12 protein-coding genes are annotated in these 16,411 nt (G+C 38.0%); 3 read left to right on the top strand and 9 right to left on the bottom strand.

The genetic code is table 11. The annotated features are described in order from the left end of the window. Window positions 1-4: 4 nt before the first annotated feature. From CDOM16188_RS08710 to CDOM16188_RS08700, 3 genes are all read left to right on the top strand, one after another. A complete protein-coding gene (locus tag CDOM16188_RS08710; RefSeq protein WP_172201442.1) occupies window positions 5-1,291 on the top strand; it encodes an FAD-dependent oxidoreductase in 1,287 nt (428 codons plus the stop codon). Next, window positions 1,288-1,572, top strand: a complete 285-nt coding sequence (locus CDOM16188_RS08705; RefSeq protein ID WP_172201440.1) for a 4Fe-4S dicluster domain-containing protein — start codon at window positions 1,288-1,290, stop codon at window positions 1,570-1,572. The genes CDOM16188_RS08710 and CDOM16188_RS08705 overlap by 4 nt, the downstream gene beginning before the upstream one ends. A 101-nt stretch (window positions 1,573-1,673) precedes the next feature. After that, a complete protein-coding gene (locus CDOM16188_RS08700) occupies window positions 1,674-2,387 on the top strand; it encodes a TetR/AcrR family transcriptional regulator (protein WP_172201437.1) in 714 nt (237 codons plus the stop codon). A 103-nt stretch (window positions 2,388-2,490) separates the two neighbouring features. Here the strand turns inward: CDOM16188_RS08700 and CDOM16188_RS08695 are convergent, their stop codons facing one another. From CDOM16188_RS08695 to CDOM16188_RS08655, 9 genes are all read right to left on the bottom strand, one after another. Beyond that, window positions 2,491-2,958, bottom strand: coding sequence for a hypothetical protein (locus CDOM16188_RS08695; RefSeq protein WP_172201435.1), 468 nt, complete (start codon window positions 2,956-2,958; stop codon window positions 2,491-2,493). Next, on the bottom strand, window positions 2,913-4,118 hold the full coding sequence (locus CDOM16188_RS08690; protein WP_172201433.1) for a hypothetical protein: 1,206 nt from the start codon (window positions 4,116-4,118) through the stop codon (window positions 2,913-2,915). The genes CDOM16188_RS08695 and CDOM16188_RS08690 overlap by 46 nt, the downstream gene beginning before the upstream one ends. Before the next feature lie 180 nt (window positions 4,119-4,298). Then, window positions 4,299-9,416: a retention module-containing protein gene (locus CDOM16188_RS08685; RefSeq protein ID WP_172201431.1), complete on the bottom strand. Its 5,118-nt coding sequence runs from the start codon at window positions 9,414-9,416 to the stop codon at window positions 4,299-4,301. A 175-nt stretch (window positions 9,417-9,591) separates the two neighbouring features. Beyond that, on the bottom strand, window positions 9,592-10,671 hold the full coding sequence (locus CDOM16188_RS08680; RefSeq protein WP_172201418.1) for a GGDEF domain-containing protein: 1,080 nt from the start codon (window positions 10,669-10,671) through the stop codon (window positions 9,592-9,594). A gap of 177 nt (window positions 10,672-10,848) precedes the next feature. After that, complete coding sequence (locus tag CDOM16188_RS08675; protein WP_172201416.1) at window positions 10,849-11,967, bottom strand: M20/M25/M40 family metallo-hydrolase; 1,119 nt, start codon at window positions 11,965-11,967, stop codon at window positions 10,849-10,851. A gap of 11 nt (window positions 11,968-11,978) precedes the next feature. Further along, complete coding sequence (locus tag CDOM16188_RS08670; protein ID WP_169940683.1) at window positions 11,979-12,443, bottom strand: YjiG family protein; 465 nt, start codon at window positions 12,441-12,443, stop codon at window positions 11,979-11,981. After that, on the bottom strand, window positions 12,440-13,078 hold the full coding sequence (locus CDOM16188_RS08665) for a nucleoside recognition domain-containing protein (RefSeq protein ID WP_172201413.1): 639 nt from the start codon (window positions 13,076-13,078) through the stop codon (window positions 12,440-12,442). Before CDOM16188_RS08665 ends, CDOM16188_RS08670 begins: the two co-directional genes overlap by 4 nt. 242 nt (window positions 13,079-13,320) lie before the next feature. Further along, on the bottom strand, window positions 13,321-14,310 hold the full coding sequence (locus tag CDOM16188_RS08660; RefSeq protein ID WP_172201411.1) for a putative transporter: 990 nt from the start codon (window positions 14,308-14,310) through the stop codon (window positions 13,321-13,323). A gap of 352 nt (window positions 14,311-14,662) precedes the next feature. After that, on the bottom strand, window positions 14,663-16,411 hold the full coding sequence (locus tag CDOM16188_RS08655; protein WP_172201409.1) for a peptidase M3: 1,749 nt from the start codon (window positions 16,409-16,411) through the stop codon (window positions 14,663-14,665).

Here is a 16,411-nt window from a genome sequence, read left to right as displayed (position 1 = left end):
AAAGATGGCAGAAGAGAAATTTGACACCATTATCGTTGGCGGAGGAATCGCGGGCTGTATAGCGGGATATCTGCTTGCTAAAGAGGGGCTTGAAGTGCTTATAATAGAGCGCGGAAATATGATAGGAGCGAAAAATACAAGCGGAGGGCGGATTTACGCACATAGTTTAGAGCCCGTATTTCCGGATTTTGCAAGCAGTGCGCCGATTGAGAGACTCATAACCCGCGAAAGATTATCTTTTATGACCGAAGATGAAAACGTAACTATGGACTACGCTTTAAAGCATACGGAAGATAAATTTGAGCGTTCATATTCGGTGTTAAGGGTTAAATTTGACGCTTGGCTAGGGGAAAAAGCCGAAGAAGCCGGCGCAAGTATCATAACGGGAATTCGCGTAGATGATCTTATCAAAAGAGATGGCAAAATTTGCGGAGTAATAGCCGGCGGAGAAGAGATGGAGGCAGATACAGTTATCCTTGCAGATGGCGCGAACTCTACTATATCATCCAAATACGGTCTTGGTGTAGAACTAAATCCTCACACCTGTGCCGTCGGTGTTAAAGAGATAATTGAGCTTGGCAAAGAGAGGCTTGAAGATATATTTAATGTAAATGACAACGAGGGGGTGGCTTGGTTGTTTGCGGGGAGTGCAAGCAATAACCTAATGGGCGGAGGATTTTTATACACAAACGAAACTTCTATATCGCTTGGAGTGGTTTTTGGGTTGCATAACTCACATAAAAGCTCTATGAGCGTGCCTCAAATGCTTGAAAATTTTAAAAATCATCCAGCAATAAAGCCGCTTATTAAAAACGGCAAAACTACCGAATACTCGGCTCACATCGTGCCTGAAGGCGGACTTGGAGCGATAAAAAAACTAAGCGATAGCGGCGTCATAGTAGCAGGCGATGCGGCAGGTCTTTGTCTAAATGTAGGCTACTCCGTTCGCGGTATGGATTTGGCCGTGCAAAGTGGCGTGGCGGCTGCAAATACTATAATAAAAGCCAAGCAAGCGGGCGATTTTAGCGCAAATTCTATGGCGGAATACGATAAAGAGCTTGAAAATAGCTTTGTGATGAAAGATCTTAAGCTGTATAAAGATCTTCCAAAATTTTTAGATAACGAGAGAATTTTTAAAGATTATCCAAAGATGATGAGTGGAATCATGCGCGATTTGTTCGTAGTTAAAGGTGCCAGCACACCGCTTAGAAATAAAATTTTGCCTCGTATGAAAGAGGTCGGGTATATGAATTTGTTAAAAGATGCTTATAAAGGGGTAAAATCGATATGAATAGCGTAAATGTAGATGCAAAATTAAGTCTTGATAAATTTTTCGTAGATGAGAGCAATGCTCATATAGAACTAACCGAAAATATCGATATGAACGAATTTGCAAAGCTTGAGATAGCGTGCCCCGCTGGTTTATATAAAAAAGATGAGAACGGAAATACTCATTTTGATTATGCAGGATGCCTTGAATGCGGAACTTGTAGAGTGCTTTGCGAAAAAAATATTATCAAAAAATGGGAATATCCAAACGGAACATTTGGAGTAGAGTATAGATTTGGCTAGGATTTGGTTTGAAAATTTATTTAAGCTTATTTTTACTTCATATTAAGTTTAATTATCTAATAATTAAACTTTAAAATTTAATAAAATAGAGTGATAAAAATATGGGTAAAGATGAAAGAAACAAAATAAAACGCGCGCGCATGATGAAGTATTTTATCGATGCGGCAAATCAAATAATAGAAAAAGAAGGGGTGCGTGCGGTAAACATAAGAAATACCGCACACCTTGCTGGGTATTCAAGCGCTACGCTTTATAATTATTTTGACAATCTTACGCATTTGGTGTTTTTGGCTACTTTTGATCAACTTGAAACTTACAATAAAGCGATCTCGACCTGCATAGCCGAATGTAAAAGTTCTATAGAAGTTTATATGAGAGTTTGCAAATGCTTTTGCGATTATTCCTATGAAAAACCTGAAATTTACGAGCTTTTGTTTTTTGCTCATAATGACGGAAAATTTGATAACTATATAGAGGAGTATTATAAGCTTTTTCCAAATAAAGCACACAAAAAGTTGCCTGAATTTTTAGGCAAGATGTTTCGCTCGAACAATCTTCATCAAAGAAGCTATTCTATGCTTGAAAATTGCATAAAAGACGGCTATATAGACGAGTTAAACGTAAATGACTTTAACGATATCTGTTTAAGGTTTAATAAAACCATACTTCAAGATGTAAAAGATGAAATTCTTTCAAAAGAAGAAGCCACAAGCATGACTTTAAAATACTACTATCAACTTTTTCATTGCTATATAAATAAAGATTACAAAGATCTGCTTGATGATTGTTATAAAAAAATTGTAAGCGAGATATGAATAAAGGCGAAATTTAAGGCGTTAAAATAGAGCGGCTGAGGTAGTTTCGCTTTATTTTATTTTTTTGATAAAAACAAATTAAAGCCACAGATAAGCTTTGGCTTTAATTGAATTTATACTCCACAACCCCACTATCGGTGCCGTCTTTGAAATACACCCTAACGACAATTTTATTAAATTTATGATCCACTTTGAGTAAATTTTTATCGCTATCCGTGCTATATGGTTTTTCTAGTACGGTATTTACATCGTCAGAGTCGATGCCGTACTCTATCTTTTCTATACCGTCTGCGTAAGAAAATAGGTGTGAAAAATATAGATAGTAATTCGTATCACCATCAATCCAAGGCGCTCTTCGCGACTCTTTAGTGAACCAATAAGCCTGCGTTTGTTTAAGAATTTTTATATCGTTTTGAGCTTTTGGGTCTAAAATTTCACCATCCGCACTCTTGCTAAACCACTCATACTTAAAAATTTCACTCTCTTTTCCGTTTTGATCGATGTATTTAAACTCTATAAATTCTTTCACGCTTTGAGCTTCGTTTGAGATACGAACAAGCTTTTGCGGCATTTTTTACCGCTATCTTGATATGCCGCCCCATCGATATATCCCGTGCTGATAAACTCGCCTTGCCCGTCTATCCTATAAAAAATTTCCGCTGGCTTATCGGCTATGTTAAGGCTTAGCTGCCAAGATGAATTTGTATGCATTCTATCCGCTGAAATTGGATTTTTAAAGAGGCCTTCATCTATATTGTCAAGCTCAGCCTTTCGCTCTTTTGCATATTTTATTTGAGAGTCCAGCTCTTCTTTGTCGATAAAGTATCTTGCCAGCTTGCCCTTGTCGTTTAGCTCTAAAAATTTGTTGATGTACTCTTTTTCTAGCTTTTTATCATTAAGGCTTTGCTCGCCCAAAAGGGCTTTTGAGTGCTGTCTAGCTAGCTCGTAATAAGCAGGCGCAAATTCTGGATTTACTTTAACGAAATTTAAAAGTCGCTCGCTCTTTTCTTTTGCGTCTTCTAAAAGTATCTTTGCGTACTTATCTATTTCACTCGAGCTTGAGCCAAACATTTCGTTATAAAGCTCTCTGGCACCCGCTTTGCCTTCTTGAATTTTTAGGAATTTTTGAAATCTAATATGTGGATCAAGCTTGTGATCTTCAAATGTAAAATACTTAACGTAAGCTTTTCTGGCATTTGCATAATCGCCGTTTAACTCGTAAATTCTAGCATTGTGATAAAATTCTTGCGCTGTTTTAGGCTCCGGGACTATGCCGCTTTGTTTGCCGATACCGTCAATTAGCTTGTCTATCTTTTCATCAACTGTTTTAACCGATGTTTTGATGTCGGCGGTGTCTTTTTTTATCTCGGATATGTCTTGGCTAATGATTCCAAGCGTTTTTTGCATATCTTCAAAAATTGGTATAGAGGCAGCTAAAAATCCCTTATCCTCTCCTTGATCATCGATCTTTTGAAGTCCGTACATGGCTCCTGTTGCAAGTGCGGAAAAAACTGAAAACACTATAACGGGCAAAACCTTTTCTCGCAGGCTGGATAGCGCTATATATGCTAAAAACAGCACACAAGTTATGATAATGCTTGCAAAAAACAGATATTTGCTAAAAGGAGCTAGAGGCTGGCATACGTCCGAGAAAAATCCCATCACCGTGGCAAGAACGCCTGCCCAAATTTTGTTTTTGCCAAAAATTTGCTGTAGAGTATAATTTATCATTATAATCCTTGTAGAGATTATCATCTGTTTGATTATATTTGCGATTGATATTATACATTTCTTTGGCAATTTTTCAGCTGATATTTTGGTGGGTAAAATTTGCAGATTAAATTTATATAAGTGGTTTAAGATAACCACAAACACCCTGCAGTTTATAGAGCGCTTGTGGTTTTTGAAATTTTATAGGTCGGTAGAGATATTTTTATCTATGTTTATGATGACCGTTTCGCCGTTAAGCTCTGTTGAATACTGATCAGATGAGCCGTTATCTTTGCTAGTCCATGTTGAGCTGCTTTTATCAGATACGGTATCATCGCTACCGCCTGTGATATTAAGCGTTTCGCCTGTGGTTTTGTTTATGTCTAGCACGTCTTGCGCCGATATGTTTAATGTAGCACCATTTACTTTTGACAAGTCGATTGATTTTATATCGTTTGTAGCCTTAGATATATTTGAAAGATCTATGCTTTTACTACTTTCTATATCGTTTATAATTAAATTTCCATCGTTGCTTATAATGATATTATCGCCACTTGTGCTATTTGAAGATGCTTTGCTATCCTTTACTATAATATCATTTCCTTCCGCTCCAAATATAGCGCTTGCACTAGTATTTTCACCGATTAATGATATGATATCGTCACCTGCACCTCCATGTATATTTCCCATGATTTTTGCTCCATCTGACGCTTTTATGATATCATTTCCACCGTATGCAGCTACGCCGTTTTCTAAAATGGAGCCTGTGCCCTGAACAATGATTACGTCATTTCCTTCACCGCTGTTTATGGCTGAAGATATCTTAGCCCCATCTTTTACTGTTATACTGTCATCTTGTCCATAAGTTTTAATAGAGCCTTCAACTATGGTGCCATTGCCTTGTATGACTATATTCTCTTTACCGTTATCAGTGCCGGTGATATCGCCTTTTATTATTGAACCGTCACTAACTGTGATATTTTGCTCTAAAGTGTTAGAATCGTTAGAGCCAACAGAGCCGGCAATCTTGCCCTCTACTATAGAATTGGAGACTTTTATATTGTCATTACCAGCCCAGCCTCCGCCTTCTACATTTCCTTTTATGGTAGAATTTTCGATAAGGATATTATCGTTGTCCTCATACCCTCCTTCTCCTGCGCCACCTGTGACAGTAGAGCCTATATTTGCACCATCTAAAATTTTTATAGTATCGTTATTTTCATTACCTTCAACTCTATTAGTAACTGTTGTTCCTTGTCCTGTTACGGTTATGGTATCATTTCCCCATCTGCCAACTATCGTATCAACTTTAGCCTGTTTTTCTACAGTGATGTTATCATCTCCATGTCTGCCGTTTATCACTTGAACGTAGGTGTCCTTGTCTGTAACTTTTATATCGTCACTTCCTCCATCGGCTTGTATTATTTTCGAGCCTGCACCTTGTTCTACAAGTACAATGTCATCACCTTCTCCTGTACCTATCTTATCTACATAAGTTCCTTTGCCACTTACAATAATAGTATCAGCACCTGCATTAGGCTCTAATGCTGCTGTGCTGTTATCATGAGTTTTAGTATCTCCCAATAGCCAATTTGTAATTTTAGCTCCGCTTAAAATAGATATAATATCAGCACCATCGCTTCCTACTACATTGGTTGCAGAAGACTCATCTTTGATGGTTACAGTATCATCTCCTGAGCCTGCATGGACGGTTGTACCTATAGTTGCCTTATCTGACACAAGTATAGTATCATTTCCTTCTTGAGAAGATACATAGCTTTTTATTGTTGTATTTTCGCTAGTGATGGTTATTTTATCGTCGCCTTCACCGGTAGCTATGCTGCCTGCTATAAAGGATTCATTTTGGATAGCTATATTATCATCTCCACCATAAGTTCTTATATCTTTATTTAATACAGCATTATCTATAGTTACATTATCTTTAGCTGTACTAGAGCCAAAAATATTACCCATTATATTAGAGTTGCTTTTTACATCTATAGTTTGCTCTCCTGTAGCGCCTTTTGCCCATATATTTCCTACTACTGTAGCGCCTTTGCTTACCTCGATGCTATTAGAGCCGCCTTGGCTAATGATATTTCCTAGATCAGGATTTACTGCTTTTCCATCTTGATCTAAGGTTCCAATTAGAGTTTTTGCATCTTGTACGAAGATCTTATCGTTGGTTCCGCCGCCGGTATTTACGCGATTTATGACATTTGCGCCGTTAGATACCGTAACATGATCGCTGTCTGCGCCACCGCAAACTATATTAGACTGAGTATCTTCCCCAGTTACTCTTATAATGTCATCTCCCTTATCCCCGACTACTATATTTGCTATTTTAGCTCCATCATTTACTAAAATTTGATCATTATCATCACCGCCTCTTACTTTCTGAGCGCTTCCGCCTGATACGGTTATGTTGTCTTGACCCGCTCCGCCTTGGACTTCGCCTCCGATAGCGGCTTTGTTTGTATTGATCACATCATCTCCGCCGCGAGTATCTATACTTCCTTTTATCTCGCTGTTTTCTACCGTTACGGTATCTTTAGCGCCGTCAGCGCCTTTTACGCTGCCTTCTACAACAGAAGCTTCGCTAACTTTTATATTTTGTTCATAAATTGGATTTTTAGCTTCAATATCGCCTGTTACAGTAGAATTTTTTATGATGACTTCAGCTGCTCCGTTAGTATACACGTATCCTGTCGTTGTAGTGTTACCGCCACTGTCTTTATCTCCTACCATGGCATTTTCTATCACTATCTTATCGTGAGCTGCTTTGTTAGTGGTAGAGCCTAAATTTGGAGTATCAAGATTTAAATCAGTAGAATTTCCAGAATTTACCTCTCTTAAAATTTTAGCACCATCAGATATCTGTATATAGTCATCGCCTGAGTTACCGTGAATTTGATTTACGATAGTTCCTGTTCCAGCAATACTTATAGTGTCGTTACCATCGTTACCTTCTATGGTATTAGATATGTTAGCTCCGTCATTAACGGTGATATTATCATTGCCTTCATTACCGTATATGGCATCTACAGATCCGCCTGATATAGTTATCTTATCATCTCCTCCGCCGGCATCAATATTTTTATGAATTTTAGAATTTGTTATCTCTATGGTATCATTGCCATCATAGCCTTCTCTTGGTCTTTCTACGTCGCTTAAGATAGAAAATTCACCAGCGCTCTTTCCTATTTCAGAGTCTTTTACTATGATAGTATCGTTTCCGCCTTCTCCAAGTATCGTAAAATTTACTTTAGAGTTATTTTGGACAACTACTTTAGAGTCTGAGTACTCTCCTGCATGTATGTTTCCACCTACTGTTGAGTTGTTGTCTATGGTTATATTTCTAAATCCTGTTCCGTTTAGGTCTATCGATCCTACAACCAGTGAGCCGCCATCGACTCTAACATCTACATTGCCTGCGAAATCATGATTTATAGGCGTATCTCCTTGTGCGTTAAACTCTTCTTCTATACCGCTTCTAATTTTCTTGTTTACTTTTGAGCCCTCAAGTATATTTATCTCTCCAGCTCCTTTGCCGGCCTCTATGTTTCCACCTACGATTGCTTTGTTGTCTAGAGTTATATTATCGTCGCCATCTCTTCCATAGATATTTTTTTCTACTGTGCCGCTATCTACTTTTATCTCATCATCTCCGGCACCACTGTTTATAGAGCCTTTTACTTTAGAATCAACTATGTTTATATCGTCATCTCCGGCACCTGTAAATATACTACCTTCTACGGATGTATTTTTACCCTCTACCGTTACCAGATCGTTTCCGTCACCTGTATTGATATCGGTCAATACTTTTGCGCCGTTTTTTAAAGCCACTATATCATCTCCTGTTCCAGTAGAGACAAACTCAACATCCACTCCGTCTATGGTTACATCATCGCTATTATCTCCGCCAAAGATTCTAGGAGGAGTAGCACCGTTTTCTAGGACTATTACTCTTTTGCCTTCGTAGTCAGGGTTATCCTTGCCGGCTTCGTTTGTGATAACAAGTCCTTTTGCATTATCTGAGCCTATTATTAAGGTTTTATTAGAATTTGTATACCAGCCGTCCTCTTTGGTAAATTCTTGCCCTTCAGGAACTTTTAAATAAGCCTTTTCAAATTCTACTTTTCCTTCGCCTTTTACGGCTGTTTTAACTTCGATCTCAAAATTTTCGGGAAGAGTTTTTGTAAACCAAGGAGATAGAGTCGAATAATCACTCAAATCAAATTTCCCGTCATTTGCGATACTGCTTGATTTATCGGCGTCAAATTCGCTGTTTAAGGCCTCAAAATAATTAGTTTTTCTGCCGCCTATCTCGGCTGTAGAGCTATCGGCTAGAGTTGCTCCTTCTATATTAGGTTTATTATCTGTCGTAACTTTATCATCGTTATATACCGACATCTCTCTTATATACGCAGAAGACGGAATTTCTATCTGTGTTACAGGTTGCGGTTCGTTTGGCTCATTTGGATTACTTGGATTGCTAGGCTCACTCGGATTATTTGGCTCACTCGGGTCTGGCTGGTTTGGAGTGTTTGGCTCGCTCGGTTCGCTTGGATTATTTGGTTCACTTGGCTCGGTAGGCTCTGTCGGATTATTCGGTTGATTAGGCTCACTAGGATAGCTTGGCTGAGTAGGCTCATTTGGCTCAGGTTGAGTTGGATTATTTGGTTCAGCAGGCTCTATCGGATTTGGCTCATTTGGCTCAGGTTGAGTTGGATTGTTTGGTTCATTTGAGTCGTTAGGCTTAGTATCTTCTGTAGAGCTGTTTGATTCGGTCGAATTTTGTTGTTCTATTAAAGGATTGCTTTGCTCTGCCGTATTGTTGGCAACTGTTGATCCTAGTGACGAAGACGCCTGAAACTGTGGTTGCGTAGTATTGTTTAAATCACCAAAGCCTTCAAATACGTTACTAATGCTACCTGAATCAGTAAAATTTGTTGATGATAAGCTAGTTCCATCTAAACTATTGCTTCCGGTGCCACCGCCTGCAGCTGTAGCTTCTAAATTTTCAACCCCTTGACCCTCTAAAATAGCTTTTTGTAACCCGCTTATATCGGCTAATACATTACTATTAGAGCCTGAATCTATTAAAGATTGATCCAAGACAAGCTCGTCATTGCCAAGTATAGCAACTTCTTTTCCGTTCATAGTAGCAATAATTACCTTTGAGTCTGGGGTAAGCGTAACAACCTTATCTCCGATAGCTATCTTATCACCCACATTTAATACTCTTTGGTTCCCATTGGCATCTATCACTATGACATTGCCTGAAATTTGTTTTATTATCCCTGCTAAATTTTGCATTTTTAAACATCCTTTTTGAATTTTGTGTAAGAATTATAGCTATAAATAAGGATATAAATATATTGTACTTTGGTACAGTATCTAAAATTCGTATTATTTTTTCAAATTTACAAAATATATAAATTTAAAATCCATATTGCATCAAGCATTGGAATTTGCAGAAAAAATGTAGCGTTTACTGTATAACAACCTTGTTTCTGCCACTTTTCTTGCCTATATACATCTGCTCGTCAGCTGCTCTGATCATATCTTGGATATTGTTAAAATTTAAAGAACTCACACCGCCAAAAGTTATAGTTACCGAAAATATTATATCCTCGTATTTTATGATTTTTTGCTCTATTTTTTTGCGGATACGATTTAAAATTTTCTCGACTTTTTCTTTGCTTAGCTTGTCCTCTTTGCCCGCACTTTTAATCAGTATCAAAAACTCCTCTCCACCCCATCGAGAGATTATGTCATTTACTCTGCACTCGTTTTTTAAAATAGCCGATATCTCAGCCAGTGCGACATCTCCGCACTCATGTCCGTAGGTGTCATTAACCGCTTTAAAGTGATCTATATCGCCAAAAATTAGATAGAAATTTCCCTCGTTTTTCTCTTGAGTCATATCGATACTTTTTAGTATATCGTTCATCTGTCTTCTTGTCGTAAGCCCCGTAAGTTCATCGGTTTTTACGATATTTTTTATATGCTCGATCTCATTTTTTAAAAACACCATCTCCATAGCTTTTGAAATTTTAAGCACCCTCTCTACGAAAAATATAAGTATGAATGCAAAGATTATATTAAGCCTAACCAGCAGATCATCGGCTGAATTTATCTGCAGGATAGGGATTTTAAGATTGGCTGAAAAGTATAAGTATATGTATAGGATCGATTGAATAATTCCTAGCGAATAAAACACTCCACGCTCTTTAAAAGGAACCGTTATGGAAAGGATTATAAACGGCACGAACCAAGTTTGAAAGCCCATATGCCAACCTAGATTTATCGTTGAAATGGTTATAAAAACAGTCGCTTCTATAAAACAGGTAAGTACGGCTATCTTTTGGTGCCGCTGTAAAAATTTCAAAGCCCCGCCAAATACGATTATACTAATGATATTATAAGTCATCATCAGCTTATTGCCGTTATATAAAAATATAAACTCAAATACTACATGTATAAGAAATCCGACTAGAATAAGCCAGAAATAAAATGGCGCTTTTGATGTATGATGTAGAGATTTTTTTAATTTATCATAAGCTATCATTTTCGTGTTCCGCTAAGTATAAATTTAAAGTCATATACCTTTGGTTTGTATACTGTATAAAATCCGTTAAAATTATTATACAAGCTATTTTATTAATTATTAATTATTTTTTTGTATGAAATTGCAAGAAATTTTAGTAAAAGAGCATTTAAATTTAGCCCTTTTACTAAAGTAAATTTATACTATCTTTTTAATGACGTCTAAGATAAGATTGCATTTTGGCACTACCGAATCCACGACCAGATACTCGCTCTTTGAGTGCATATTTCCGCCTGTAGGTCCAAGTCCGTCTATAGTAGGGCAACCCGCCGAAGATGCGATATTGCCGTCGCTTAATCCGCCTGCATCGACCCAGCTTACTTTGACTCCGCTTTCTTTTGCGACTTCGTCAAACACCGCTTTGATCTTTGGCAAATTTACCTCATCTATCATAGGACCTTCGTCATTGGTTAAGGTTATCTTATGCGTTACGCCTTGCACAAAGGGTTTGCTTAGAATTTCATCCAGCTTTTGCTTACAAAACTCAACTGAAGAGGCAAATTTATATCTCATCTCAAAATTTACCGAAGCAAAATCAGGCACTACGTTTTGCGCCGTTCCGCCGTTTGTCATTATGGCGTTAAAGGTATGTCCCGCGCTAAAGTCGGTTAATTTAGAAAGCTCCACTATGAAATTCGCCGCCTCAACTACCGCCGAGCGACCGCGCTCAGGGTGATTTCCTGCGTGCGCCGAGACTCCGTGAAATTCTATAGTATAAGCTATCATACCCTTTCTGGTTGCTACCATCGAGCCGTCTTCTCTGGCAGGCTCCATCACGAGGCAGTATTTTGACTTCTTGGCATACTCTCTTATCTGATCTTTCGTGAAATTTGAGCCCGTTTCTTCGTGGGAATTTAAAAATACCGCCACATTAAGCTTGCTTAGATCAAGGTCCTTTATGACGTATAAAGATAGCAAAGCGCCCGCCTTATCGTCTATCACGCCAAGTGCGTTTATCTTGCCGTCATTTTCTTTAAAAGGCACATCTTTACCCCAGCCGACAGGGAAAACCGTATCCATATGCCCCACAAAAAGTATGTCAAAATTTTGCGCTTCAGGATCGTTTGATATCAGCAAGCAATCAGCTACTTTGTCGCTGTCAAGCTTGATTATCTTATGCTTTAACCCTAGCGAATTTGCTTTATCTATGAACCATTTTGCGACCGAATTTACGCCCTCTATATGCGAAGTAGGGCTTTCTATCTGTGTTAGCTGTTTAAGCTCGTCTAAAAATTGAGCCAACTCCTCTTGTTTCATCATGACTCCTTTTAGACGATGATGCTCATTACAAACATCGCAAGATAGGCGTTCAGGATACAAATTCCAAAAAGCACCGCATAGTGTCTGCCCGGAATTCCAAGCACGCCCAAAACTCTACCCATATACTGCACGGTTGAGCCTACAAGCGCCATTCCTGGAAGCAATACGGCTATGTCGCCTGCGGTTAACGTGCCTGCTTGAACCAAGGCTACAAGCACGCCCGCCGAGCCTCCCCAACTTAAAAACGCAGCCATAAATACGGCTATGGATTCGCCCGGAAGCCCAAGCGGCACCATGATAAAGCCAAGGTAGTTTCCTATGATTTTAAGAGCTCCGGATACGTTTAGTATATATATGATGACAAATGCCATCAAAACATTTGGGATAGTGTTGTGTATAGCGATATCCCAACCTTTTCTTGCGCCCTCTACAAATACGTCCGTTAGTAGTTTATTGTTTGTTTTATCACTCATACTTCATCCTCGTCGTCTTTTACGAATTTTTTGACGTACAGTCTCATTAAATTTGCACCAAAAACTTTAAAAACAAAGATTATACCGAGGCAAAGCGCGATAGAAGCGGGCGCTAAAGCCCCGTTTTTATCCGGTATCACAAGCAACGGCGCAAAAGATGCTAAGAAATTCGTAATCATAGCTCCCGCGCTAAATTGAAACGCAGCAAATATCAAAAGCTCCTTATGTGTCATCTTGCCCTCTTGACGCAAAAATTTCGCCGTAGAGCTACCGGCATCGGTGCTTTGAGTGCTTGCCATAAGCGATATCGAGCAAGCTCCAGGGATTCCCATCATAGGTTTTAAGATAGGAGTAAGCCAAGCCGAAGCTGCATATAAAGCGTAGTATCTTTCAAATATCGCAACAAATCCAAGCGCAAGCATAACGCTAGGAACGAGGCTTAATGCAAATAAAAATCCGCCTTTTGCACTAGTTCCGCCTGCAGTCTTAAACCACTCGGGGAATTGACCCGTGAGCTTACTGAAGTCAAAAATTCCGCCTGCAATATCTTTGGTGAAGCCGCCAAAGAAAACTATAGCCGCTATCAAAGCGACGGTGCCGATAATCAGCTTTTTGGTATCTTTTGTCTCTTGCATTAAGCCTCCTTGGTATATAAGTAAATGTAATACAAATATACATTTAAAAGACTTAATAAAGAGTTAAAAATAGCAGTCAATAATAAAAATATTTTTTAAATTTATATTTTAAGATTGGATTTACAATAGTCTTCATTAAATTTAATATCAATGCGCAATGAGGATTTATAATGCCGATAAATTTAGTTAGGCTTTTAAATAAGTCAAATTTGGATTAAATTTAAGTTAAAGCGGCAAGAATTTTACTCGCCGCTTGAAATTTGCCGATGTCTATATCCGATATTTGTTTCAAATTCTTTTAGACGTTTGTGTATAGAGCGAAGTTCGGTGATAGTAGTCCAGTTGTTTATAAAGACCGAAAATGAATTTCTAACCTGCGAGAATGCGTTATTTACCTGCATCATAATGCCAAGCGTGATAAGTCCCGAAAAGAGTCCCGGTCCCATAATGATAAGCGGAACTATCACCATAAGTTGCCTAAAGAAGTTGATCCACACATCAAAATACCCGTAGTGCAAAAATAGCTTGTTGTAGTTAAATTTAAGCCCCGTAAAAAGCTCCGCTAGAGTTTCCGTGTGCGCGTAGTTTTTCTTATCGTCTTCTCCATAAACCAGCTCTTTTCTAAAAGCCGCTTCGACTTTTTGGTTGTTGTATTCAAGCCCCGGAAGCATAATGCCCACAAACCAAGATATGACAAGACCGCCTACGCTAACTATAAGAGCTATCCACACAAGAGAGCCGGGAATGTCTTTTAGATAAGGTATATCAACGCCCTTGCTAAGACCCCAAAGTATCGGTATGAAGGCAATTAGCTTCATGATGGCTCTAGCTACTTGAAGCCCCAGGCTTTCTACTATCCTTGCAAATCTATAAATATCTTCTTGGATACGTTGCGAGCTGCCTTCTATATCTTTTTCTACGCTTCTCCAATACTTCAGGTAGTCAAAAGTCATAGCTTCGCGCCATTTAAACGTCCAAATTCTAGTAAAATAATTTGTGATCGTGATGATAAAAATATACGGAAACGCAAGATAGCAAAAATCTTTGATGCTACTCCAAAAATCATTTATGTCGTGATCTTTTATCTTTTGAAGCATATCGTAAAATTCTTTGTACCAGTTGTTTATCTTTACGTTTATATCTGTTTGTATATAAAGCGAAAGGAGTAAAAATAAAACTCCAAGATATGCCCACCACGCCCATTTTCTGCTCTTAAAAAACGATGAAAACAATTTATCTCCTTTGAAAAACGGATAATGATAACTAAAAAAAGTTTAAATATTTCATAAAAACTATGAAAATAATAGTATTAAAAATAGTTATCGCTTTTTAATTTATAACTAATAAAATAGTCTATTTTAAGTAGTAAAATAGCATTTGATATGAATTTATACTTTAGAAATAAGCTTAAATTTACCAAATATATTTTGCACTACTACTCCGAAGGTCAAAAAATTTTAATTAGAGGTATATATTAATTGATAATTTCTTTTTTCATAAAATTAAAAAACTACTACACATCAATCACTTTGATATCCTCAAATAAGAGCCGTTCAAATGTTTTCTACAGGTAAAATACTAATTTTAAATTTTGCTTTTATTTAGCCCCTTAAATTCCTTAACATAACCAAGTGCACTATCGATACATTCAAGCCAAAATTCGCTGTTTTTTATATCTTTATCAAAGTGTTTTTTGATGATATCATCTACGCTCATTTTACCAGTATCTCTTAAAAAAGCTTTGTAAATTTCAAAGAAATTGGGCTCTTTAGCTCTAAATTTCTCTATCAAAAACTGCGATATGAGATATCCGACCGTGTAAGGGTAGTTGTAGATGTATTGATCGGTTTTATAAAAATGCAGCTTAAAATACGGCAAAAACTCCTCCATATCTTGCGTGCTATCGCCATACCACTTTTGCCAAGCGTTTTTTATCATCTCTTTTGCCTCTTGTGGCGTTACCAAGCCTTTGCTTCTAGCCTTTATAAAATCAGTCTCAAAGCTATATCTAACCGAAATATGAAGCATGAAATTTGCAGCCGATTTAAGCTCTTGCCAAAGGATATCAAATAGCAAATTTTCGTCTGCGTTTTTCTTTATGTATTCTCTCAGTACAGCTTCGTTAAACGTGCTTGCGATTTCGGCTAAACTCATAGGAAATTCCGTCTGAATGCTTGGCATATCACGCATTATCCAGTAGTGCCACGCATGCCCCAGCTCATGGGCCTGCTGTATCATATGAGCTTGTGTGCCCATGTAACTAGAAAAAATTCTAGCCTGCTTAAGCTCGTTAAATCTAGTATAAAAGGCGCCCGCGGCTTTGTTTTCTTTTGCACTTGCTTCTATCCAGCGATTTTTAAGCATCAAATTTATAAATTGTGAAATTTCTTCGCCTAAAGCCGATTTTATAGTATCTATTGCCTCAGTATAAGGAATTTGCGACTTGCCGGAAAACGGCGAAGGCGCCAGCAGATCGCACGCACTCATACGCTCTTTGCCAAGATAGCTTGCTCTTAGCGTTACAGTCTCTCTTATCTTGCCAGCTCTCTTCTCAAGTGCGCAGTACATAGCATTTACGGCTTGTGGGCTTATTTTATTTTGCTCAAAACTCGGCAGGAAAATATCGCATTTGGCATCTTTAAATTTGGCCTGCCTAAATCCGTGCAGCATATTTAAAGCATCGATATAAACAGGCGCATGCTTTTGATAATGTTTGCTAAGTTCGTTAAATACGTTTTGGCGAAGGATGCCGTCTGGCGAACCTTTTAAAATTCCCGCGCACTTTGCAAAGCCGTAGCTTTTTGTTTCACCCAAGCTATCAGCAGCCTTAATATCTATTAGATTATTTAAATGAGTAAAAATTCCATAAACAGGCGTGAAATTGCTCTGCTCAAGCTCGCTAAAAATTTCTTTATTTTTTAAATTTTGACTCCAGCTGTTTTTTTGCTCTTCGTAGTAAAATTTCCAGTGCGAAAGTCCAAATTTTTCCCACTCTTCATCGCTTAGTTTGCTAAATTTAGCCATCATCTCTTGCTTGATCATCTCAAGTTTTGAAATTTCGCTTTGAATTTCTGACTCCATCGCGATAGCTTGTTCGTCTTTAGTATTTTCGCTCATCTTGCAGCGACAAAACGCCTTTAAAGAAGATAGTTTGTCAAAGCCATCCTCATAAAGCCCTGCAAGATCTTTAGCTAAAAATTCCTTTGAATGAATCAGGCTCAAAGCCTTGTTTATTATATCCTTTGCGCCTTTTAGTGAGCGAGCAAAATTCTCATGCTCAAAACCGACATAAGCATCATCAAAGCTCCATTGCGGCAGGGTTTGTTCCTCCAT

Origin of the sequence: Campylobacter sp. RM16188 (genome assembly GCF_012978795.1) — a bacterium.
Taxonomy (GTDB): Bacteria; Campylobacterota; Campylobacteria; order Campylobacterales; family Campylobacteraceae; genus Campylobacter_A; species Campylobacter_A canis.
This window is presented reverse-complemented; position numbering and strand designations above follow the sequence as displayed.